At 50.7% G+C, this 22,492-nt stretch carries 18 protein-coding genes; 8 read left to right on the forward strand and 10 right to left on the reverse strand.

The features are described from left to right. The 4 genes from AAF564_15960 to AAF564_15975 all read left to right on the forward strand — a co-directional run. Positions 1 to 2,069 (forward strand): hypothetical protein (locus AAF564_15960; protein MEM8487048.1); only part of this gene is annotated, 2,069 nt, incomplete at its 5' end. A 154-nt stretch (positions 2,070 to 2,223) separates the two neighbouring features. Then, positions 2,224 to 3,747 (forward strand): DNA recombination protein RmuC, encoded by a 1,524-nt coding sequence (gene rmuC / locus AAF564_15965; protein ID MEM8487049.1) that lies wholly within the window; start codon positions 2,224 to 2,226, stop codon positions 3,745 to 3,747. 64 nt (positions 3,748 to 3,811) lie between these two features. After that, the gene (locus tag AAF564_15970; protein ID MEM8487050.1) at positions 3,812 to 6,007 is read left to right on the forward strand and encodes an endo-1,4-beta-xylanase; all 2,196 of its coding nucleotides are present in this window, start codon (positions 3,812 to 3,814) and stop codon (positions 6,005 to 6,007) included. 295 nt (positions 6,008 to 6,302) lie between these two features. Next, entirely contained in the window at positions 6,303 to 7,583 is a 1,281-nt protein-coding gene (locus AAF564_15975; GenBank protein ID MEM8487051.1) for a T9SS type A sorting domain-containing protein, read from the forward strand. Positions 7,584 to 7,660: 77 nt separating this feature from the next. Here the strand turns inward: AAF564_15975 and AAF564_15980 are convergent, their stop codons facing one another. The 3 genes from AAF564_15980 to AAF564_15990 form a co-directional block, all read right to left on the reverse strand. Next, positions 7,661 to 9,298: a glutamate synthase-related protein gene (locus tag AAF564_15980; GenBank protein ID MEM8487052.1), complete on the reverse strand. Its 1,638-nt coding sequence runs from the start codon at positions 9,296 to 9,298 to the stop codon at positions 7,661 to 7,663. A gap of 202 nt (positions 9,299 to 9,500) precedes the next feature. Continuing rightward, a complete protein-coding gene (locus AAF564_15985) occupies positions 9,501 to 10,250 on the reverse strand; it encodes an SDR family oxidoreductase (GenBank protein ID MEM8487053.1) in 750 nt (249 codons plus the stop codon). A gap of 96 nt (positions 10,251 to 10,346) precedes the next feature. Beyond that, positions 10,347 to 10,928, reverse strand: a complete 582-nt coding sequence (locus AAF564_15990) for a TetR/AcrR family transcriptional regulator (GenBank protein ID MEM8487054.1) — start codon at positions 10,926 to 10,928, stop codon at positions 10,347 to 10,349. 747 nt (positions 10,929 to 11,675) lie between these two features. Between AAF564_15990 and AAF564_15995 the strand changes: the two genes are divergently transcribed. The 4 genes from AAF564_15995 to AAF564_16010 all read left to right on the forward strand — a co-directional run bounded on the left by AAF564_15995 (position 11,676) and on the right by AAF564_16010 (position 15,830). Next, positions 11,676 to 12,968, forward strand: coding sequence for a CsgG/HfaB family protein (locus tag AAF564_15995; GenBank protein MEM8487055.1), 1,293 nt, complete (start codon positions 11,676 to 11,678; stop codon positions 12,966 to 12,968). A gap of 51 nt (positions 12,969 to 13,019) precedes the next feature. Then, the gene (locus AAF564_16000; GenBank protein ID MEM8487056.1) at positions 13,020 to 14,144 is read left to right on the forward strand and encodes a hypothetical protein; all 1,125 of its coding nucleotides are present in this window, start codon (positions 13,020 to 13,022) and stop codon (positions 14,142 to 14,144) included. A 103-nt stretch (positions 14,145 to 14,247) separates the two neighbouring features. After that, complete coding sequence (locus AAF564_16005; GenBank protein ID MEM8487057.1) at positions 14,248 to 14,856, forward strand: Crp/Fnr family transcriptional regulator; 609 nt, start codon at positions 14,248 to 14,250, stop codon at positions 14,854 to 14,856. Between the two features lie 95 nt (positions 14,857 to 14,951). Continuing rightward, on the forward strand, positions 14,952 to 15,830 hold the full coding sequence (locus AAF564_16010; GenBank protein ID MEM8487058.1) for an NAD(P)-dependent oxidoreductase: 879 nt from the start codon (positions 14,952 to 14,954) through the stop codon (positions 15,828 to 15,830). Positions 15,831 to 15,879: 49 nt separating this feature from the next. Here the strand turns inward: AAF564_16010 and secA2 are convergent, their stop codons facing one another. From secA2 to AAF564_16045, 7 genes are all read right to left on the reverse strand, one after another. Next, a complete protein-coding gene (gene secA2 / locus AAF564_16015; GenBank protein ID MEM8487059.1) occupies positions 15,880 to 18,297 on the reverse strand; it encodes an accessory Sec system translocase SecA2 in 2,418 nt (805 codons plus the stop codon). 134 nt (positions 18,298 to 18,431) lie between these two features. After that, a complete protein-coding gene (locus AAF564_16020; GenBank protein MEM8487060.1) occupies positions 18,432 to 18,800 on the reverse strand; it encodes a DUF5615 family PIN-like protein in 369 nt (122 codons plus the stop codon). Beyond that, positions 18,800 to 19,027 (reverse strand): DUF433 domain-containing protein, encoded by a 228-nt coding sequence (locus tag AAF564_16025; protein ID MEM8487061.1) that lies wholly within the window; start codon positions 19,025 to 19,027, stop codon positions 18,800 to 18,802. Before AAF564_16025 ends, AAF564_16020 begins: the two co-directional genes overlap by 1 nt. 241 nt (positions 19,028 to 19,268) lie before the next feature. After that, the gene (locus tag AAF564_16030; protein MEM8487062.1) at positions 19,269 to 19,706 is read right to left on the reverse strand and encodes a hypothetical protein; all 438 of its coding nucleotides are present in this window, start codon (positions 19,704 to 19,706) and stop codon (positions 19,269 to 19,271) included. 147 nt (positions 19,707 to 19,853) lie between these two features. After that, positions 19,854 to 20,573 carry a metallophosphoesterase family protein gene (locus tag AAF564_16035; GenBank protein ID MEM8487063.1) on the reverse strand — a complete coding sequence of 240 codons (720 nt, stop codon included), beginning with the start codon at positions 20,571 to 20,573 and terminating at the stop codon, positions 19,854 to 19,856. A 166-nt stretch (positions 20,574 to 20,739) separates the two neighbouring features. Continuing rightward, on the reverse strand, positions 20,740 to 21,534 hold the full coding sequence (locus tag AAF564_16040) for a CPBP family intramembrane glutamic endopeptidase (protein MEM8487064.1): 795 nt from the start codon (positions 21,532 to 21,534) through the stop codon (positions 20,740 to 20,742). Between the two features lie 313 nt (positions 21,535 to 21,847). After that, the gene (locus AAF564_16045; GenBank protein ID MEM8487065.1) at positions 21,848 to 22,489 is read right to left on the reverse strand and encodes a cysteine hydrolase; all 642 of its coding nucleotides are present in this window, start codon (positions 22,487 to 22,489) and stop codon (positions 21,848 to 21,850) included. Positions 22,490 to 22,492 lie beyond the last annotated feature (3 nt).

Here is a 22,492-nt window from a genome sequence, read left to right on the forward strand (position 1 = left end):
GTATCGCTTCAGATTGGGAGCACCTCGATAAAGTATCTACATGGATGTATACCTTGCACCAGGAAATGGTGCAGGATAAAATCAGCGCGGAGATTCTGCATTTCCTCGCAGAAATGCCCGAAATAGAGCGCGTCCAGCACCAGGCTGAACAAGTTGCCAATGATTTTGGAGCTTTCCTGCGGAGCTCCCGCGAAGCGGCCAGGATTGTTGAGATGGAAGACTCGCTGGGGATCTCGAACAAGAGCTTTGCCCGGATTCCGTTTGGCACGTTGCTGTCTCTTTTTGCGCACTGGGAGAAAAGCGTAGACTCGCTACAGGATATTGTTGCCCTTAATCATTTAGCTGAGCGGTTACATGATGAGGGCCTGGGTGACATTGTTAAAATGGCGGTCACATGGTCCGAATCTGCACGCTACCTCGAAGCGCGCATTCAGCAAGCCCGCTACAATGCGTTGTTGGCTGATGCGCTGAATACGCGACGTACGCTGGCCGGCTTTAACAGCGAGGTGCACGCCAACCTGATTACACTCTACAACGAGTTGGATGGTGAATATGTCAAGGTAATGGCCAAACGTATTTTACGGAGGCAGACGGCGCGCTTCTTGCGTGAACGTATACCAGGACCTGAGATCCATGCATTGGTAAACGAGCTTGAAGAGCGCCCTCGACGCCTTTTGAGTGAAATGATTGCGGAAGTAGGGCCGGCTTTGCAGGATATCAAGCCCGTCATTGCTACCACACCTTCCATGTTGGCCGGCTTGTTGAAAAACGATAACCTCCAGTTTGACCTGGTTATTTTTGACGATGCAGAACGCATCAGCAGTACCGATGCATTGGGGGCCCTTGCCCGCAGCAAGCAAGTGGTTGCATTTGGTGACCAGCAATTGGGGCTACCACTTGGGTTTGAAGATCCAGGCGTCCAACCTACAGCAGAACTTATCGGTGTTGAAGGGGAGAGCCTCTATGACATGATGAAAATGAAAGGGGCTGCGCACCGCACATTCCGTGCGTATTATCGCCAGGGCCCTATTTCACTGATCAGCTGGCTGAACAAAGAGATTTACAACAACAGCTTGATGCTTTTCCCTTCGCCGAATCCAGGGAAGAAAGACTACGAAGTACGGCTGAACATTACTTCTGAGGCACTACAAGGCTCTGATGGTGCTCCGGTTCGATCTTGGGCCGGCACAGTTGTGGATGCTGTGTTGCAGCAAATGCGTTCCAATCCTTCGTTGTCGATGGGTGTGGTGGTGCAGTCTGATCATGACATCGATCCGGTGTTGCGCGAGCTGGAGCGCCGGCGCCGGCGCGAGCCTGATCTTGAGGCCTTCTTTGCCCGCGACAAGAAAGAAGCATTCTATATAAAAACCCTGGACAATGCCCAGGGTGATATTCGCGACAACCTCTATTTTGCGCTTCCGCTCAGGAAGCTCGTGAAGATGGAGCGGACGCGAACCGGAAATGGCATAACGAGTGACGTTGTTATGCGCCGGCGATTAGCCATCCTCGGCTCGCTCGTCAGAAAGCAATGTCACGTGTATACCGACATGACGTTGGAAGAAATTAACCGCTGGGCTGAGGGCCGGCCTGATTTTGAGGTGCTCGGCCGTTTCCTCAATTTTGTACACTCCAGCGAAATTAACATGCTGCGGCCGGCAATTGCTTCCAAATTCGAAATGGCTGTGGGCGATGCGCTAAAGGCCAATGGCTATATGGTTGATTACCAGGTTGGATATGCCAATTCCTGTATTGACATGGCCATTGTAGATGAAGCAAATCCTGATGCCTACATCCTTGGCATCCAAAGCGATGGGTACAGTTACGAGAACGCCCGTTCAGCTCGTGAGCGTGAGCGGCTGCAGCCTGAGCAGCTACGCAAACAAGGCTGGGCCCTGCACCGGATCTGGAGCATAGAGTGGTTCAGAAGTCCGCAACGCGAACTAAATCGCCTGATTGAGCATATCGAATACCTGCGGGAGCAGCGCGACGGAACCCTTATCGATGCGCCGCTAAACACCAATGGCACCCATCCCCAGTCTACACCAAGCGTGGAAAATATCCAGCCTTAATCGGATAGCGCCGGCAAACAGGCCGGGAAACGAAAAAATATTTGATGTGTAAGGTATGTGACATTACATTATGTTACATTATAGGTTCTTGCGTCTGGGCTCGTAAAGCGTTCGCAACGGACACGCATGTTAACCGCGCATACCTTCACTTCGTATGGATCAGGCCTATCTTTTTATCCCCCTTCTTACCGGACTACTTGCAGGTGCGCTAATCGTCTATCTCTTGATGCGGGCACAGATGGAATCGCGTACAGCAACGTTGAAAGAGCGATTGCTCAACCGCGAGCAGGAGACCCTGCGTCTGGAAGCGCTGCTGGATGAGACCAAGGGATCAGTGGCATATCTCACAGAAGAAAAAGAAGCCCTCGTGCAGCATTATTCGGTTGCAAAGGCTGGATTACAGTCTCGCGATCAACAGATGCGGGGGCTCAACGACGAAAATCAAAGCCTCAAACAAGCTGCCCGGCAAGGACAGGAGCGGATCAACCGGTTGACCGGTGAACTGGCCGTCAGGCAAACGCAGTTGGAAGACGAACGCAAAGCGGCTGCCCAACAGCAAGCGTTACTCGAAGACGCCCGGCATAATCTTACCGAGTCCTTCAAAGCCCTGTCTGCTGAAGCGTTACAGCGCAATAACACCGCGTTTACCGAACTGGCAAAAGCCACGATGGAGCAGTTTTACCAGCGCGCAGATGCAGCGATTGATAAGCGTACGCTTGCCATGGGGGAATTGGTGAAGCCCCTGAATGCTTCATTGGAGAAGGTGAACGAGCGGATTAAAGAAATCGAAACTGCGCGTACGTCAGCCTATGCCTCTCTCAACGAACAGATTTCTTCCATGGCGCGCGCGCAGGTACAATTGCAGCGCGAAGCCGGCAATTTGGTGAAGGCTTTACGCCAGCCTACGGTTCGCGGACGGTGGGGAGAAATGCAGCTGCGTAAAGTAGTGGAATTGGCCGGCATGGTTGAGCACTGCGATTTTTCCGAGCAGGTAAACATAAATACTGGAAATGGGCGCCTCCGCCCCGACCTCGTTGTCAACCTGCCCAATAAAAAGCACGTAATCATTGATGCCAAAGCGCCGCTGCAAGCCTATTTGGATGCACTGGAAGAAGAAGATGAGCAGGCTGTGCGACGCAAACTGCAAGAGCACGCCTCTCAAATTCGTACCCACTTGCGGCAACTTGGGGTGAAATCGTACCACAATGAATTTGACCAGACACCGGAGTTTGTTGTGTTGTTTTTACCCGGTGAAATGTTCTTCAGCGCGGCTTTGCAGCAAGATGCCACGTTGCTGGAAGAGGGGATAAAGCGGGGTGTTATCATCGCTACACCAACAACCTTGATTGCCTTGTTACGCGCAGTTGCCTATGGGTGGCGGCAGGAGCAAATTGCCAAGCATGCCCTCGATATCAGCAACCTTGGGCGCGAACTCTACGATCGCCTCAAAACCATGGCCGGCCATTTTACAGATGTACGCAAAGGCCTAGATCGTGCAGTAGCAAGCTACAACAGCGCTGTCGGGTCCCTGGAATCGCGCGTCCTGGTATCAGCCCGCAAGTTCACCGAGCTTGGGGCGTCGAGTGATTCCAATTTGGAGCCCCTGGAAGTGATTGATCGTGCGGTGCGCACCTTACACGCTCCTGAACTAGGTACAAACGAACTAAATCAGGAATAGCACGCCGCTCTCCCCAGATTTTTCTTACATTAGCAACTCCTTCCACTTCAACGCTGATACTGCAATGTTGCGTTCTTCTTTCGTTGGATGTTTTGCCTTTATTCTGCTGGCTTGCTCCTGCCAGATTGTACGAGCACAAGATGCTTACCACACTGCTCTGCTGGATGAATTACAAAATGCATACGGCATTTCCGGGGGGACTTGGGTTTTTTCTGATACCGAGGCAGCAACGCTAAATAGCGTGTACGATTCAGGAAACGTGATCCGACAGGATATCACGGTTGAAGGGCAGCCTTTTACGCGTGCAATGCAACTCACTACGCCGGCGCGCGGCAACAATCCGTGGGATTACTTCATCGCATTCCCTACAACCGCTGCGCTAAGCGAGGGTGATCGTGCGCTGATGGTGGTATGGGTGCGGGGGCTTGATGCTGAACGAGGCAGTGGATTGGTAAACGCTAATTTTGAGCGCAACAGCGCACCGTGGACCAGTTCGCTTTTTCAGGGGCTCATCCCCTCCGCAGAATGGCAGCAATGGATTATACCATTTGAAGCTTCTATCACGCACGGTGTCAACCAGGCCCAGGCCATTTTTCATTTGGGTATTATGTCGCAGATGGTCGAATTTGGTGGACTGGCAGTAATCAATTACGGCAAAAAATATACACTGGATGAGTTGCCCAGTACACAACAAGCGCTTGATTATACCGGCCGAGATCTTGGTGCGTCGTGGCGTGCAGCTGCAGCTGCACGCATCGATGCACACAGAAAACGCGACCTCGTGGTAAAAGTCGTTGACAACCGCGGCAATATTGTTGAAGGTGCCACAGTAGCTGTTGATATGCAGCAGCATCACTTTGGCTTTGGTACAGCTGTCGCTGTTTGGATGATGCTGCAACAAGACGCTGACGGTAATATGTATCGCAGCAAACTCGAAAATTTAAATGGCAACGGGCAGCGTTATAGTACATCTGTACTGGAAAATGGGCTCAAATGGGGATTTTGGGAAAACCCTGGTTGGCCGGGCAATCAGGTGCAAACCGTGGGTGTTATTGAAGAACTCAAAGGGCTAGGCATGACTGTGCGCGGGCACAACCTGGTCTGGCCATCGTGGGAGTTTTTGCCTGATGCTGTAGCCCAGGTACAGTCTGACCCTGCAGCACTGCGGCAATTGATTCAAAGCCGTATTGCTGATGTTGCTGGCCACCCCGGCATCAAAGGAGAGCTTGTCGACTGGGATGTGCTTAACGAGCCGGCGCACCTTACAGATCTTGCAGATGCTTTTGCCGGCGATGGCGGGTTTGTCACTGGAGAAGAAGTGTACGTTGAGTGGTTCAAACAAGCAGCAGAGGTAGATCCGGCCGCTAACTTGTTTATCAATGACTACGGTTTGCTTACCAACAGCGGGTTCGACTTGTCTTTGCAGGAGCGATACCTCGATATAATTAATTTTATCGAGGCAAACGGAGCACGTATCGATGGCATCGGACTGCAGGGCCATTTTAGCCTGCCGCTGACGCCTCCCGAAGTTGTGTACGAAGTACTCGATCAGTATGCGGCTACGGGTAAAGCATTGAGCATCACGGAATATGACCTGCAAGGTGTACCAGAGGACCTCGCGGCTGAGTACATGCGCGATTTGCTAACGATTGCATTCAGCCATCCTGCAATGCAGTCTTTTTTGATGTGGGGATTTTGGGACGGGGCACATTGGAAAGATGATGCCCCCCTTTTCAGACAAGACTGGTCGCTTAAACCATCTGGTCAGGCCTTTTTTGATCTGGTGTTTGATGCCTGGTGGACGAAGGCATCTCAGGTTTCGGATGCGGAAGGCGTTGCTGGCATCCGTGCATTTCATGGGCAGCACAACGTTATGGTAGAATTTGAAGGTACGGTTGTTAACTCGACTGTAACGCTGGAGCCTGGTGAAGGGCCACTGGAGGTCACCATTGCATTGCCTCGCCAGGTATCGATCGGGGAGTTTCCCGCGGGCGAAGAGACATTTCAGCTTTTGCCGCATTACCCTGAGCCGGCTTCTGGCAGGGCTACATTGCAATACAGGCTGCCTGTGGCATCCGATGTCCGTATGGAAATTTACGACGTGATGGGGAGGAGAACCGATATCGTAGTAAATACCACGCAGCCGGCAGGTGTTCATAAAATGGTTGTGCCGACGCATACACTGGCAAATGGCGTCTACCTGTATCGCCTTAAAGCAGGTGACTGGGAAGGCCGGCGCAGTTTGATCGTCAATAACTAATTTTGCCCAGTCCTTTCACTTTTCGTGTCCTTTCACTTTTGTTGCATTGTGCTACAGTTTGTAGCATTACTGCTGCCCAATAGCCGTTCCTGCGTGCCATTAAGACGCCCTGGTCGAAATGGTACTGCTTTTGTAGGTTGTCAGATTTCCATCTCGCCCCTCTATTAAAAGCCCTGTGATAAGGCTCCACAAGCATCACGGGTACCTATCCCGTAGCTGAGATATTCTTTATCCGTCCGTCTTCGGGATGATATTCATGTGGACCCGTTGTTTTCAAAGGAATCCTAAAGAAGTCATGTCTACAACTACAAGACGCAAAAATACGCTATTTGCCTTTTTTCTTGTTGTTTTGTTACCCTTGGCAGCAACCCCAACATTGGGGCAATCTGCTTTTAACGCAGGTAACAATTCGAACCTCTCCGTGCAGCGGAGTTGTGATATTTACGAAGCTTCCGGCGGCATGGTTGTCATTGAAACCGAGTCTGATGATCCGGCTGACAGCTGGACTCTCCAAAATGGGCTTTCAGGAGCTACCGGGTCCGGGTACTATGAGTGGAAACACGGAAACAACTCCATGGGCATCGATGGCGCCGGGCAGGGCGTACTGAGCTATCCCATTGAATTTCCTGAGGCCGGCACCTACCGCTTTCTCTTCCGTACCGCAGCACCCGATAAAACCGAGCACAACGACGCATGGATTCGTTTTCCTGATAACAATGCTGAAGGCCGTAAATCCAATGGCGGGAGCGTGACCAATCTCGGGCAGAATACCTGGTTCAAAGTTTACCAGAATAAAGGTAGCGACATCTGGAATTTTGTTGCCCATACGGTAGACAACAATGCACACCAGGTTTTTGCTTTGATCGACACACCTGGTGTATACCGGCTCGAAATGTCTGGTCGCTCTACGCTGTTCAAAGTTGACCGGTTTGTACTTTTTAATGATACCGTGAGCGAAAGTACAGCTACCGATCTTGCTAACGCAGAGTCTGGCTGTTCATCGCTGCCTGTAGAACTGACTTCGTTCAGTGGCCTCGCTGATGGTACCTCTGTATCGCTTGGCTGGGAAACGGCAAGTGAATTGAACAATGCCGGTTTCGACGTAGAATTTGGGTTGGCTGCTGATGGAGCATTTAGCAAAGTTGGTTTTGTAGCCGGCGCCGGTACTGCTGACGAAGCCCAGCGCTACAGCTACAGCCACAATCCGGAGGCATTTGCAGGCCAGACGGTCTATTACCGCCTCAAGCAACTCGATTTTGACGGTGCGTTTGAATACTCTGATGTTATAGCGGTGGCTTTGCCTGCAACGGCTGGCATTATGCTGCATCCCGCCTATCCGAATCCGTTTAATCCTGAGGCAACAATTTCATTTACGCTGGCAACAGAAAAGGAAGTGGCCCTTTCAGTTTACGATACCTCGGGCCGGCTTGTTGAAGAGCTGATCAATGGCGTGCGCGAAGCCGGATTCCACAGCGAGAAATTCCAGCCTGCCAGTGATATGGCAAGCGGCATGTATCTGTACCGGCTTGTTACGCCTTCACAGACGCTTAGTGGAACGGTGATGCTGCTCAAGTAGCAGCACGGGCATAAATAGTAAAACGCCTGCACAGCAATCCTGTGTAGGCGTTTTTGCTTTTATAAAAGCTGTGACCTTTAGAGGGGAATGGAGCCGGCATAGGGAATACCGGTCAGGTAGGCAATGTCCCTGTTCCATGTGGAGAGGTCATCTTTGTTGAATTTGCCAAGGTGGTCGTGCCCACAAGCCCGCGCGAGCACCTGCATCAATTCGACCGTTGCTTCAAAGTAGTTCTGCAATTGCCTGGCTGATTTTTCGACCATGAGCCGTGCGCGCAGGTTTTTCTTCTGGGTAGCAATCCCAACCGGGCAGTTATTGGTATGGCAAGCGCGCATGCCGAGGCAACCGATGGCCTGCATGGCTGCATTTGAAACAGCAATGCCATCTGCGCCGAGGGCAAGTGCTTTTACAAAATCAGATTCAGTGCGAAGTCCGCCTGTGATGATCAGGGTGACGTCTTTGCGTTCGCGGGCATCGAGGTGCCGGCGCGCGCGCGCAAGGGCCGCCATGGTAGGGACTGAAATATTGTTTTTGAAGATGTCTGGCGCTGCGCCTGTACCGCCACCGCGGCCATCCAGGATTATGTAATCTGCAGAAGCTTCGAGCGCAAAATCGATGTCGTCTTCTATATGCTGTGCTGACAGTTTGAAGCCAATCGGGATTCCACCGGATACTTCGCGTACTTCGTCTGCTACTTTTTTGAAGTCACCGGTTGTCACAAGATCCTGAAAGCGCGAGGGACTAATCGCAGAGGTACCCGGCGTGAGTTCGCGCACTTCCGCAATTTTGCCTACAACTTTGTTGCCTGGCAAGTGACCACCTGTACCCGTTTTGGCGCCCTGGCCACCTTTAAAGTGGAAGGCCTGGACCTTTTTAACCTTGTCGATATTCCAGCCAAATTTTGCCGAAGCAAGCTCATAGAAATACCGGCTGTTGCTTGCCTGTTCTTCCGGCAGCATACCGCCTTCGCCTGAGCAGATCCCTGTGCCGGCCAGTTCAGCGCCTTTTGCGAGCGCAACTTTGGCTTCTTCGCTCAGGGCGCCAAAGCTCATGTCGCTGACAAAAATCGGGATATCAAGTTGCAGCGGCTTTTTTGCGTTGGGTCCGATGACAAGATCCGTTGCAACCGGGGCATCATCGATCAGGGGCCGGCGGGCCATTTGGCCTGTGATCAGTTGAATGTCTTTCCAGCGCGGTAAATCCACCAATGGGACGCCCATCGATGAAACAGGTCCGTGGTGGCCGACCTTCTTAAGGCCGTGCTCAGCCAGGTGCTGGATGTGTTTGTTGTAGGGTTCTTCCGGGCCGCCATGCAAATCGGCATAAAGCCCCAGATACGCGTCTCTGTTGTACGCCTGTGGGTTCTCAACCTCCCATGCCGCTATTTCATCTTCATCAACCCAAACAGCATCGGTATTCACATCGATCCAGGCGCCAAACTTGTGTAAAACCTCGCTGTTATTGTACGAGCTTACCCCAGTATCGTAACGATAATCCCACTGGTGGACGCCACAGATGATGTCATCTCCCACAATTTGTGCGTCTGCCATCAGGGCGCCCCGATGCAGGCAGCGCCCATAGAGCACGGAGGCCTCATTGTCATATCGCACAATAACAAGATCAACGTTGGCAACCAGGCCATACGTTGGGGCACGATCTGCCAACTGGCTCCAGGTGGCTACTTTGATTTTATTGGCCGGCAAAGTTTCAGACATAGATGTAGGGCGAAATAGAATTGTTTAACTGAAGTAGGGCAGTAGATTCGATTACGTGTGGAAGATACAAATTAATGTGTTTCAACACACGTAGCCAATGTAATATACTGGAGCCTGTTCTGCCAGCCTTGAAAAGCAAAAGCCCGATGCTGACAATTTGCTGCCAGCACCGGGCTTTAGAGAAGGATAGAAGAGCCAGGAATTATACCTGAGCAATACCACCATCTGCCGAAATTTCAGAACCCTGAATGTACGATGAATCGTCAGATGCAAGAAACAAGGCTGCTTTTGCCATTTCTTCGGACGTGCCAAAACGGCCGAGCGGTACTTGCTGGATTATGCCCGTTGCAAACTCGTCAAGTGCTTCTTGTGGCAGTCCCATTCTGTCGTAGATTGGCGTTTCAATTGGCCCCGGGCTCAGCGTATTAACACGGATATTCCGACCCGATAATTCTGTTGCCCAGCTACGGCTGAGTGAACGCAAGGCAGCTTTGGTTGCCGCGTATACAGAAAAGCCGGGGAAGCCTTTCGTATTCACAATTGAAGATACCAGAATAATTGACGCACCATCGTTCAGGTACGGCAGGGCCTTCTGGACCGTGAAGAACGCGCCTTTGAAGTTGATGTCGTTTGTCTGGTCGAAAAATGCTTCTGTTGTTTGATCCAGTGGACTAACTTTGGCGATGCCGGCATTTACAACGAGGATGTCCAGTTTGCCAAGTTCAGCGCTTGTTTCCTGGTACAACTTGTCCAGGTCGCCAAGGTTGGTCACATCGCCTTTGATTGCGAGTGTGCCATTGCCAATAGCGCCCCGGGTCTCATCCAACGTCGCCTGGTTTCTACCAAAAATGGCGATCTTCGCGCCCTGGTTTGCAAATTCTGCTGCAATGGCCCGGCCAATGCCGCTGTTGCCTCCTGTAATGAGTGCTGTTTTTCCTTCAAGTCTGTTCATGGTATTATTTATTTTTGACCATTTGGTCAATTATTGGGTGTGAATTAAGTGTATTCGGAACTGATTGGTCAATAATGATCCAAAAAAAGGGGTTGATCAGGCGGTAACCTGTGCAAGGGCAAAGCCGGCGACTTTCGCTTTCGCTTCAACACTATGTGCATGTTTTGCACTCGATACAATGCCGATCTGTACCGTCATCAGGTATTCCGCCAACTCGTGAGCAGGTGTGTCACTACGCATGAGTTGTTGGGCCTGGCCCGCCTGTATCGTCTGCGTGACCAGTTGCCTGATATTGGCAAAGTGATCATTCAGGCATTGCAGAGTTTCATCGTCATGCGGACCCAGTTCAACAACCGTATTGAGCGCAAAACATCCTTTACGAGGGCTCATGCTACAGGTCTGCACAGCGTTGCCCAGGAATACCTCAATGGCCTCCAACGGTGTAGTCGCCTGGTCCATACGCGATTTCAAAGAGAAAAAGGCAGTCTGCAAGTAATTGCGTAGCGCTGAGAGAAAGAGTGCATGTTTGTTGCCAAAGGCTTTATAAATACTGCCTTTTTGCAACCCCATGGCATCCATCAGATCAGCCATAGAAGTAGCGGTGTAGCCTTTCAACCAGAAAGTCTCCATTGCTGCTTTCAGCGCCGTGTCGATATCAAATTCTCTTGGTCGCGCCATTGTACTGCTTTTCCCTAAGTATGCATGAGTTGTAGATTTGTTACCGATTGGTCAATAATTTTTTTATTTAATCCCAGACCCCTGTAAATCTAAACAATTTCATGTGACAGATTCTGGAGTGTTCAGGGAATTCTTGGCTCGGTATGGCAAGCGCGAGGGACGTCCACCAAATGTGTGGGGATAAAAGCGCGTTTATCGCCGGCAGCACAAAGCCCTCCCGTTTTTTGTCCCATGTGCGCCAAGGAAAGCGATACAATTGCGTTAATGACAGTTTCAAACCCACCTTTAGCACACACGTCATACTGGACTTGATCCGGTATCCAGCAGGTAGTAATAAGGTCGCTTGCGCGGTTTGGTTTTTTGACTGGGTCCCAAATCAAGTTTGGGATGACGGCTCGGCCCATGGGATGACGTTGAGGTGTTTGGGATGACGGTAGAGGGTTTAGGATGACGTTGAGGTGTTTGTAGTGCTGCCGGGGTTTTATCTGGGAAAACGCTTCGATAAAAGCCGCCTGCTCACCTGCTGCGCATTTGATGGGATCTCCAGCGCTGAATGGATTAATGGTTTTTTCTGAAAACCCTTGGTTACAAATTATGGAATCCGGTCTTGGTGGAACGATTCTTTACAGGAACTTACGCCTTTAAAATGATTAAGGGAATATTCTTTCATTTTGCCCACAATTCTGTTGCCTGAAGCAGCTCTTTCAAGGCATATCAGCAAAATCCATCACCAATAGTTCAGCACTGATGAAGAATATCGCACCACTGCTTGTGGTCTTTCTGGTTTCGATTTTTCTTTCTTCCTGTACGGGTGCGCTGTTTGTTGGCGAACTGTCAGATTACGAAGATGACATTCAGGTGCTGCAGGCCCGGCTGGTTGAAAACCCGTCTGATGCAGCAGCGCTTCGAGACCTTGGCGCTATATACTTGAAAGCGCGACAGTTTGCCGAAGCCAATACCTACCTGGAGCGCGCGTTTGCAATTATGCCGGATGACCCCAAAACGCTCTTCAATCTGGGGCTCGCCAATGAAACGGTTGCCAAGCGCGAAACGGCGTTGCGGCTGTACGAAAAGTATGTCTCCGTATCGCGGACCTCTCCCTATCGCCGGCTCATGGAAGGACGGTATGCCTGGTTGAGCCAACGCATCCTGCGGGATCAGATGAAAGACATTGCAGCCCAGGAGCCATCTGAGGTTGCCAATACTTCGCCGCGCATTGTAGCTGTATTCCCTTTTATTTACCACGGTGCTGAAGACCGGTTTGAGCCGCTGTCGCGTGGTCTGGCTGAGTTGGTAACGGTAGATTTGGCCAACGTATCGGCCATTCGCGTGGTTGAGCGTGTGCGCCTGCAGGCCTTGCTGGATGAGTTGGCGCTCGCAGAGTCGCAATACATGGATGAAACAACTGCGCCGCGGATCGGGAAATTCCTGGGCGCCGGCCGGCTGGTTAGTGGAGGATACAACGTGGTAGGCAGTGACAACCTGCGCATTGATGGTGCTTACGCAGCCCTTGAGAGCGCTGCGTACTATCCGCTCAACGAGCAAGCTGACGCGCTACGCAACCTGTTTGCCATGCAGAAGGCCTTTGTATTCAACCTCATCAACGAACTGGGGGTTGAATTAACACCTGACGAGCGAAACAAGATTGAATACATTCCAACTGAGAACCTGCAGGCCTTTATCGCCTACAGCAGGGGCTTGCGGGAAGAGGATGCCGGCGCGTACGGATTGGCAGCCGGATTTTATCGGCGGGCAAGCCAACTGGATCCGTCTTTTTCCGAAGCCGTTACGCGTGCTGAAGTAAACGAAGCAATGGCTGAGGCAGATAAAAGCCTCGAAGAATTGATAGCCGAATCCTCTGATGCGGACACACCGCGCGCAACAGGACTCGACCTGATGGGCATCCGCATTGGCCTGCTCAACAATGCCATTGGCTCAGGCTTTATTCCTGGCGAAGACGCGCGTGAGCCGGCAACCGAGTCGGGCGGTAGCGCTGTATTACTCCGCGATCCGCCGAACCCGCCAAGCGCTAACAACTAATTGATGGCCGCCGGCCCCGTTCCTTTTCCACAAATGGCCACTAAAGCTCCCATGCCTTTCTTTAAAAAACCTGAAGCGGTGTTCATGCGATTGTTTGTGTCTGTTCTCCTGTTGATGCTGTGGGCTATGCCCTCGGCGTATGCACAGGCGCCCAACATGTACATGGGCAGCGAACAGCAACCCATCCGTATCCAAACCGGCTCGGTCTTCCAGCAGTATGCAGACCAGGATCGCCGGCTTTCCCAGATCACGTTTCCTGTTTCAGCCTTTATTCCGCTCACCAGAAGCCTTGCCTTTTCACTTTATACCAACCCTGCACTCGTGAGCGGTGAAGCAGTAACCTCCTTGCAAGGACTCAGCGATGCCCAGGTTGCACTCAGCTATCACCAGCCATTGGGAGATGGGAGTATGGTGGTGAGCGTTGGTACAAACGTCCCGAGTGGCAAAAGAGAGTTAACTGAAGCTGAATTTGCAACTACAGCACTGGTGAGCCAGGATTTTTATGGATTCTATGTACCTGTTCTGGGGCAGGGCCTGAACATCTCACCGGGCATTACCCTGGCGTTTCCGTTTGGCGACAACATGGTTGGGGGCCTTGGGTTTTCTTATCAGCTCAAAGGCAGCTTCAAGCCTGTAGAGAACATGCCGGATTCGTTCAAGCCCGGCGACGAAATGATGATAACGGGTGGCTTTGACTTCAGGCTGGCAGAACAATGGGCGCTTTCAACAAACGTGTCCTATGTGCTCTACAACACGGATGTATTGGGCGATCTGGATGTATTCGAATCGGGTAATCAGACCATTGCAATTTTGCAGGTGCTTGGGAATATGGGGAATAACCAGGCGCGTTTTGTGGCACGTTATCGCACCAAAGCGAAAAGCACCTTGCCAGCCGGCAACCAGGTGGTAACTGCCCCGCGTACTGTGCCGGAGCAATTTCAACTGATTGGTACGTACAACTTGAGTATCCAGGAAAACCTGCGTGCCACCGTGATTGCAAGGGTGCGGCGATACAATGAAACCGACTTCTTTGGTGACAAAACGTTGTTTGACGTAGGCGCGTCACCCGAGGTCGCCTTTTCAGATATTGTAAGCGGCGGCATGCGGTTTGTCTATACCTTTGGCAGTTTTCCCGGTGTGGAAATTGGCGCTGGCCTTTCTTTTGTGATTCCCTAGTGACGCTAAGAACCTGAGGGTTCTCCAGCCATCTCTTTGCTAGCTGCGCAGTGAACATCTTCTGGATTCTTGCATTCATAACAGCGTGCAACCAGCCAGAGACATGCCTGTGAATCCCCACAAAGAAGAACTGGATCAATTACGCGCTGCAGTTGGACAGATGTCCCATCTCGATGATAAACAGTGGCAGCAGTTTGCTGCGCTTTTTTCCATTCGTCTTGTATCTGCCCAGACCCATCTGTTGCTGCCTGGCGATAAAATTTATGAACTCCTGTTTGTTACCGGTGGGTTGCTGCGGTTTTATTATGTAGATGGGGAGGGAGATGAAGCCAACAAAGCGTTCATCGCCGAAAATACCTTTGCGGGTCCGCTTGCATCCTCAATGCTCGACTTGCCTGTGATTTACGGGGTGCAGGCACTTGAAGAAACACGGTTGCTGGTTTGTGACTACCGCGCCTTTGTAGCACTGTTCGAGCACGATCCTGTATTTGAACGACTTGGACGCAAGTTTGCCGAGCAACTCCTGATGCGCAAAGAACTCCGCATGCGCAGCATGTTACAGCAAAACGCGCGAGAACGGTATCTGGACTTTGTAGCGCAACACCCTGATTTGGTGCAACGCATTCCCCAATACCACATCGCGAGCTACCTGGGAATTACTGAAGTATCGCTCTCCCGCCTACGCAGATCTATTCTCGAAACCACTTCTTAACAAATGATAAGGCGCTGCCCTGCGTCCATGTCATAGCTTTTGTCATGTTCGTTTTGTGCTATCAAACGGTAGCATCACGCAAAAAATAAAGCAGCATGACAAATATTACTTTTATCGGATTGGGTGCAATGGGGCAGCGCATGGCAACCCGCTTGTTGGATGCCGGCTACCAGCTAACAGTTTACAACCGTTCTGAAGGACCCCGCATCGCACTTGGGGCACAAGGCGCTAAAGTGGCAGGTACGCCAAGGGAGGCCGTTGCAGGCGCAGACCTCGTTATTACAATGCTCACGGATGACGATGCATCGATGTCCGTTTGGATGGATCAGGAAAAGGGCGTGCTTTCGGGGATTGATGCAGGTACCGTGGCCCTGACTTCCAGTACGCTCTCACCGGCCTATGTGCAGGTGCTCGCCGGCGCCCTCAAACAGAAAGGTGTGGCATTGCTTGATGCACCTGTTGTTGGTACAAGGCCGCATGCAGAAGCAGGGCAGTTGACCTATCTCGTTGGGGGAGACGCGACCGTTCTGGCAAGTGTGAAGCCCGTACTTTTAGCGATGGGCGCGCACATACATCACGTTGGTGATACAGGCATGGGCATGGCAATGAAGCTGGTTGTAAACGGTTTGTTTGCAAACCAGGTGGCCGCCTTGGGTGAAGCATTGACCTTGCTGGAGGGTGTGGGAATCTCACAGGAGGCAGCTGTTGCATTGTTGAATGGATTGCCCATTACGAGTCCAGTTGCACAACGTGTCGGTCAATTGATGTTGGCGGGTGGTTTTAGTCCAAATTTCCCTATAGATCTGGTTGCCAAGGATGTGCGCTACTATACGGAAATGGGCACGGCAGCAGGGATGCATACACCGCTTCTTTCGGGGGTGCAAAAAGTGTTTGAGGCTGCAGCCAGAGAAGGGTTGGGCGGCAGCGATATTTCGGGGGTCATCCAGTATTTTGCATCAAACCGACTTCTTTGACAATAAAATGTCGTTTGCCTTGGCGCCGGCTTGTCTTTTTTTCGGGTATCTAGTCACGATTGCGCATGCGTTCCCAAATCCCCCAGGCCAACAAGAGCGGCCAGGTGACCAGGCCGCCAAGGCCGACAAAAGCTGCTGAGCCATGCCCAAACAGCATCTGCTGTAAATCATTGAGCGCTTTATCGTTAATCAGGTAGGTCCAGGTAGAGGAGGGGCCTTTTAAGCCGGCTGCTGCTGCGTCTATCCCGTTTTTATCGATGGGCATTGTTTCCAGGAATGTTTTGGTCCGCTGTTCAATGGTATCAAATACGGCCACAAAGGCCTCGCCGGCTTGTTTGTGGAACTCATGCAGCGGATTTAACCCACCAATGCCCAGGAGGTGAATCCCATCGCGGATGTGGGAGATGTACGCAAGATGATCCGACCAGGCTTGGTCGATAAAATGGAGCGTGCTGACTTGCTCGGCCTCATAAGCTACGTTGTGTCCAAAATCGTTGCAAACAGCTTTGAATCGGTCTGGGACATGCGTCTCGAAAACGGTTAATTCCGCTTCGCCGAGGAGCACCCGGTTGCGCCAGTCCATCAATCTGGTTCGCTGCTTTTCAATGAGTTGCGTGTACTTCCACATCGTTTTGCGGATCTCATAATTTTGCCCCTCAACGATGCGTTGTAACCTCGCAACTTCCCGGATGATTACTGGATGGTCGATCGGTCTAGCTTGCCGTACAGGACGGAAGCGGTCGGGTATGAGTTCATTGAGTCCGAACGTCCGCATCAAATGGTCTTCCATACTTACGAAAAACTGGGCGCTGCCAGGATCGCCCTGCCGGCCGGCCCGTCCCCGCAACTGATCATCAATCCGCCGGCTTTCATGTAAATTTGTGCCTAACACAAGCAAGCCGCCAGCAGCAATCACTTCATCTCGGTACAATTCATCAGCGCCGCCGAGTTTGATGTCTGTGCCACGCCCAGCCATGTTTGTGCTAATGGTTACACGGCCTGGCAAGCCCGCGTTGGCGATGATCTCTGCCTCAGCCTCGTCGTTTCGCGCATTCAGCACGCTGCTCTCAATGCCGGCTTTTCGCAACTGTAAAGCCAGTGTTTCAGATTCATTAACCGTTGTAGTGCCAACCAGTACCGGTCGGCCTCGTCTGTGCTGAAGTTTTATTTCATCAATTACCGCAGCGACCTTGGCTTCCTGATGGGTGAAAATTATCGTTGACAGATCTTCTCGGATGGAAGCCGTGTTGCGCGGGATAGGGAGTACGCGCAGGGTGTAAAAGTTCTCCAGTTCATGTGCAGCAGCAATGGAGGTGGCCGTCATGCCGGCGAGCTGTGGGTACAGCCTCAGGAAATTCTGCAGCGCAATCGACCCTAATATGCGCCCGCCGGGCTCAATGGGCAGTTCTTCTTTTGCTTCTATGGCCTCCTGTAACCCATCTGGCCAGCGCCGGTCTGCTACAACGCGTCCTGTAAATTCGTCAACGATGACAATTTTCTGATCGCGGATGATGTAATCAACCCCGCGGTGCAACAGTACGCGCGCGTGCAGGGCCTGGTTAATTTCAGTGAGCAAAAGATAATTGCCATCTTCATGTAAATCGCCACACTGAAAAGCTGCCTCCACTTTGTCGATCCCTGCACCTGTTAGCAGGACATTGCGGCGGTTTTCATCGGTCTCCCAGTCTGTACCCTCTTGTAGCTTTTCAACAACGGCGGCTATCCTGTAAGGATCAGCGTCAGAAACCTCACGGGCGCCGGCAATGACCAGGGGGACCCGTGCTTCATCAATAAGAATTGAATCTGCCTCGTCTATGACAGCGAAGTGGAAGGGGCGCTGCACGAGCGCTGAACGCGTTCTTGCCAGATTATCGCGAAGGAAATCGAAGCCGGCCTCTTTTGCCGTAGCATAGGTGACATCCGCAGCATAGGCTGCGCGCCGTTCAGCAGTTGACATGCCGGCTTGCACAACGCCAACAGATAAGCCCAGAAACGTATACACAGGCCCCATCCAGGCTGCATCTCTCCTGGCCAGATAGTCGTTGAAAGTCAGGACATGTACACCTTTTCCCGATAGTGCATGGGCAAACACGGGGAGTACAGCTGCCAGCGTCTTTCCTTCACCCGTCTGCATTTCGATAATCTTCCCTTTGTGCAAACCGAGGCCGGCCATCACCTGTACGTCATAATGCCGCATCCCCAACACGCGTGCTGATACTTCTCTTGCCAGTGCAAACGCTTCACCCAGGATTTCATCAACGCCAATGCCGTCAAGCACGCGATTTCGAAGCGACTTTGCCTGCAATTTGAGCGCATTGTCAGAAAACGCAGCCAGCCGGCGCCCTTCTTCCGTTATTTGATCCGTACCTACGCGGTACCAGGACAAATCTCTGTCAACAGGGTCATCTGAACGGAGGCGACGCCACCGCTGGCTCCACTTGTTTTCCTTACCGGCTTCCGTTTCCATTAGCGTCTAAAGAGGTACTGATGGTTTATGTACTCCGGGTAGTGCGGTAGGTTTGGGTTAGCTCATTAGGTGGTAGTTTGTTGGAATGCTTTCAATGATTCATGCCATCAAGTTTTTTTGTGATAGGTCAGGACCTATTTGCGAATGCGGATTCGATGGCCTTCTACAAGTAACAACAGTCCAATATAGTCGCCTTGATTTGGGTGAGACTCTGTAAAAGAAAGCAGGCGCTCCATAATCGGGTTAAGCATGCTCGGCCGGTTCTTTAACTGAAGCGCAATTATGCCCACAAATTCAGATGGTGGATAGGCGACTATATCCGAGAAATCCCCGTTTAGCGTAATCAGAATCGCATTTTCAAGCTGTGCTTTCTCAATTACAACAGGGTCGGGGGCATCTTGTGGCAAATGATCCCGCAATACCAGAACTTCATGCCCGGCATCAAGAAGCTTTCTGATGATGGCCTGAGAAATGCAATGGTCCGCAAAAAACGTCAATCCCATTAGGCGGCAAGTTCAAATTCAGAAAGATCCCGTGCATAGCTCAGGCAAGCCAGAATCTGCGTACCACTAAGGTCTGGAAATTCCTCCACAATTTGATCTGAAGAATAGCCTTCAGCAAGATACCCGAGAATCAAGCTCACAGGTATACGGGTTCCTTTAATTCGGGGCTTTCCACGAAGTATCTCAGCAGTGCTTTCAATATGATCCTGCCACGGAATTGTGCTCATGATGCAATTGCATTAAGTCCAGTTACAGCCGTCCATTAAGATACGCCACAGAATATTAAAGGTCCCAGAATTGCGTGGTACACATAATGGCTCCACAATTAACCAAATATATCGCAACGGGGCCGGTTTGATCATACGTAAAGAACCACATACGATTCAGTCAACGCGTGAAGCATACGTGGAAGGTTGATTGCATTGCGTTGTTATGCATACGTGCATGCAGCACAGGGTTAACTTGTTTTTAGACTGTGCCCGAGAGTACAATTGTCAATAGGATAAGGCCCACGAAGGCAATCACTGCAGTGACAATACCTGTTTTCTTATCTCTGATTCTTCCACTGAAGCCAATTGCGATCAACAGGACATACATGCCCATGAAAGAAGCAAGGCCTGCAATGCTTTTGGATCTTAACGTCTCTTCAGGCCAAGCTGATAAATCAAACGATGTTATGCCAAGCCGGATGACATCAAGCAGAACAACGACAGAAGCAAAAGTTGATACGATCAAGGACGTTGCCGCTAAAGCGGACAGCCATATTGTTCTGCTAACTGTCTTGTCTTGGGAAGTTAGGGTCAAGAGCGTTCCCATGAAGGCAATAGCAAAACCGCCTATGACAGCCGAGAGAAAAGCAATTTGTCGGTATAATTCTGCTACATACTCTGGAGGTAAGTCTGTCATGCGGGGTGTGAAATTTCCTGAGCAATCAATCTAAGCCGTAAGGTAACCCAAGAGGGGAAGAATAGCAGGAAAAACAGGGAGATAGTACGCATAACGGGCTGGGCATAACCCGCCGGAAGCGCGGCGACGCAGTTTACCAAACGTTAATTACCAACGACCACCAAAAAATGCATCATAGATGAAGGCTCGTTCTGGTACCTGGCGTCTTTCAAATGCTTTTAACAATACACCGTAATCATAGGATACCGATTTGTATTCCAACTTATAGGTACCTCTCGAAATTTCAAGCACAGCATATCTTGCCTCCGGTCTCGTGAAGCAGCCTAACGAACCCACATTTACGTAGTGGCGTGCTCCTTTGACATCAGAATGGTGATGATTGTGACCATAACAAACTATCGATCCTGATACCCCGGTAAACAGCTCGTCTAAAGCACCAACTGTAGGGGGGTGAGGAATGAATGCCTTGAATTTCCCAATTGGCCCTCGAATGCCATAATGAAGTACCGAAAGTTTTACGCCGTCTATCTCTTCATCTATCTGATAGGGCCAGGAAGACATCCATGCTCTCCACTGGCCTTCAAGTTGATCATGCGTCCATTGTTGGTGACGAGCTTCACCATCAGAGATCCGCGTTGGTCGTGGATCTGGAATGCCATGCACAAACAGGGCATCATGATTTCCTTGGACAAATTTGGCAGAATTCAGTTCTGAGAGGACTTCTATGACTTCTTGTGGAAATGGACCTATTCCGATTGCATCTCCTGCATGATACAGAAGATCATATCCCTGACGCTCTACAGCCTTAACGACTGCTTGTAAGGCAGGTAGGTTAGCATGAATATCTGTAAGGAGGATGACTTTCATTACGCCTGAAAATTGCCAAATTGCATAAAGGCTAGGCGCTCAGCCGCTAGGGCTTGGGGCAGAAGATTGACTCAAAGTTACAAGTCACAGCCGATCAGAGCAAGGTGAAGAGCAGTCTTGCGCCCGAAGTCGGTTGGTGCCCCTTGTTCTGCGCCGTTGATGAGATTCAAACTTGTTCAGCCTTATAGACTTTCTGTAAATACCACGTCACGACACCCGGTGCAAATATTGCCTGCAGTGAAAAAAATAGTAACGTTACCCAGTCACTCGTTTGAACTGCTTCTCCTTGTTCGAGTAGCCACTGGTCTCCAATCGGACCAGAGGAAAAAACGATGGCGGTAACAAGATTCCATCCGAGATGTAAGCCAATGGGAGCAAAAAGGGATTTTGTTTTTGCGAAAGCAAGAGCAAACATCCATCCTCCAGCGCCCGTTACCAGGAAAACATAAATCATTAACACGAGACGAGAACCAAATACACCATAGCTAAACCAGTGGTAGATCCCAAATATTATTGCGCTAAGTAGACATGCTTTAACAATCCCAATGTGTCTGATTAACACATATAGAATCACCCCTCTGAATACCAATTCCTCCAGGATCACGGCAATCATTACCCAAAGAGAACCGCCAAGTAACTGGACCGGGCCATAGTCAGGATTAATCTGATAGGAAATCTCTTTGAAGTGCGCTTGCCAGGTGAAGTTGATCACTGCAATGCCGGCCATGAATACCAACCCAACAAGAAATTCCTTCGCGCGCTGCCGGCTTGGCACGATACCCAAAACAGTGATAGGCTCCTTTAATACCAGGTGAAGCAATAGCCCCGAAAACAGGAATGCCCCTGCAGTATGCCGATCATCATTTGCCTTGCAGTCTAGTGGGTCGAGATTTGAAGAGGCAATACGTTGTATTAGTGAGTGTGTTACGGGCCGAGGCTGAATCGAATGAGCAGTATCCATTCAGTGCACCCTGGGAAGGTGGGGATTTTGTCCATATCACCTGCGCTTTCGATGGGGACGATGAAGTTGACGCATTACCACATCTCCTATCGTTTAAGAATACGTATAACGTCTGCTTCCGCTCCGTCCCGATAGGCCGTCAGCTCGAGGCTCAGTTCAGTCGAATTTCCGCCGCCAAACACAACGCAGTATCGATCTGATTGGACCCACGCAATCCATTTAAAGCACTGTATCAAGATAAAAAAGGTGCTGCCCATCACTGTACAGCACCTTTTTATTTAGGAAAAATAAGAAATGGTTCGGCCGAAAGGCTCTAATAGCCACGGCTCTTATCGGTTGCTTCTTCTTCACCGTTCAGCAAATCAAGAAACTCACGATACGGCAGAGGGTGCGAGAACATCGGAAAATCCTTCTCAATTGCATTTTGGTGCTCTTCAATGCTCGTTGCGGCCACGCAGTCGGTTAAGGTAATCACGTTGTACCCATTCTCATAACCAGTACGCATCGTTGATTCAACACAGCAATTGGTCAAAAAGCCACCAAGCACGATGGTTTCAATCCCTTTGCTACGCAGTATGAAGTCGAGATTAGTGCTGGCGAACGTATCCAAGCCGCGTTTGCCTTCAACAACGATGTCTCCCTCCTCTGCCTGCATATCCTCATGCAGTTCAACACCCCACGTTCCCTTTTTGAAAGACTGTGTATCAACGACGCCCTTCAAAATTCCATAGGGATGACGTGAAATTTCGTTGTAGCCTGGGACAAAAGAGATCGGTGCATGGATAATAGTTGCGCCAGCTTCACGTGCTTTGGCGGCAACCGTTTTGCTGTTTTCAAGCATATTGGTTTCAGCCATCACAGATTTGACAGCATCGTGTAGTGTGCCACCTTCACTCGTGAAATCATTTTGATATTCAATAAATACTACTGCGGTTTTTTTGGGATCGACAATCATCAC

It is taken from the genome of Bacteroidota bacterium (assembly GCA_039111535.1).
Taxonomy (GTDB): Bacteria; Bacteroidota; Rhodothermia; order Rhodothermales; family JAHQVL01; genus JBCCIM01.

Coding starts and splice junctions, on each gene's coding strand:
- rmuC (MEM8487049.1), top strand. CDS start 2,224: ATGGATCAGGCCTATCTTTTTATCCCCCTTCTTACCGGACTACTTGCA.
- AAF564_15970 (MEM8487050.1), top strand. CDS start 3,812: ATGTTGCGTTCTTCTTTCGTTGGATGTTTTGCCTTTATTCTGCTGGCT.
- AAF564_15975 (MEM8487051.1), top strand. CDS start 6,303: ATGTCTACAACTACAAGACGCAAAAATACGCTATTTGCCTTTTTTCTT.
- AAF564_15980 (MEM8487052.1), bottom strand. CDS start 9,298: ATGTCTGAAACTTTGCCGGCCAATAAAATCAAAGTAGCCACCTGGAGC.
- AAF564_15985 (MEM8487053.1), bottom strand. CDS start 10,250: ATGAACAGACTTGAAGGAAAAACAGCACTCATTACAGGAGGCAACAGC.
- AAF564_15990 (MEM8487054.1), bottom strand. CDS start 10,928: ATGGCGCGACCAAGAGAATTTGATATCGACACGGCGCTGAAAGCAGCA.
- AAF564_15995 (MEM8487055.1), top strand. CDS start 11,676: ATGAAGAATATCGCACCACTGCTTGTGGTCTTTCTGGTTTCGATTTTT.
- AAF564_16000 (MEM8487056.1), top strand. CDS start 13,020: ATGCCTTTCTTTAAAAAACCTGAAGCGGTGTTCATGCGATTGTTTGTG.
- AAF564_16005 (MEM8487057.1), top strand. CDS start 14,248: ATGCCTGTGAATCCCCACAAAGAAGAACTGGATCAATTACGCGCTGCA.
- AAF564_16010 (MEM8487058.1), top strand. CDS start 14,952: ATGACAAATATTACTTTTATCGGATTGGGTGCAATGGGGCAGCGCATG.
- secA2 (MEM8487059.1), bottom strand. CDS start 18,297: ATGGAAACGGAAGCCGGTAAGGAAAACAAGTGGAGCCAGCGGTGGCGT.
- AAF564_16020 (MEM8487060.1), bottom strand. CDS start 18,800: ATGGGATTGACGTTTTTTGCGGACCATTGCATTTCTCAGGCCATCATC.
- AAF564_16025 (MEM8487061.1), bottom strand. CDS start 19,027: ATGAGCACAATTCCGTGGCAGGATCATATTGAAAGCACTGCTGAGATA.
- AAF564_16030 (MEM8487062.1), bottom strand. CDS start 19,706: ATGACAGACTTACCTCCAGAGTATGTAGCAGAATTATACCGACAAATT.
- AAF564_16035 (MEM8487063.1), bottom strand. CDS start 20,573: ATGAAAGTCATCCTCCTTACAGATATTCATGCTAACCTACCTGCCTTA.
- AAF564_16040 (MEM8487064.1), bottom strand. CDS start 21,534: ATGGATACTGCTCATTCGATTCAGCCTCGGCCCGTAACACACTCACTA.
- AAF564_16045 (MEM8487065.1), bottom strand. CDS start 22,489: ATGATTGTCGATCCCAAAAAAACCGCAGTAGTATTTATTGAATATCAA.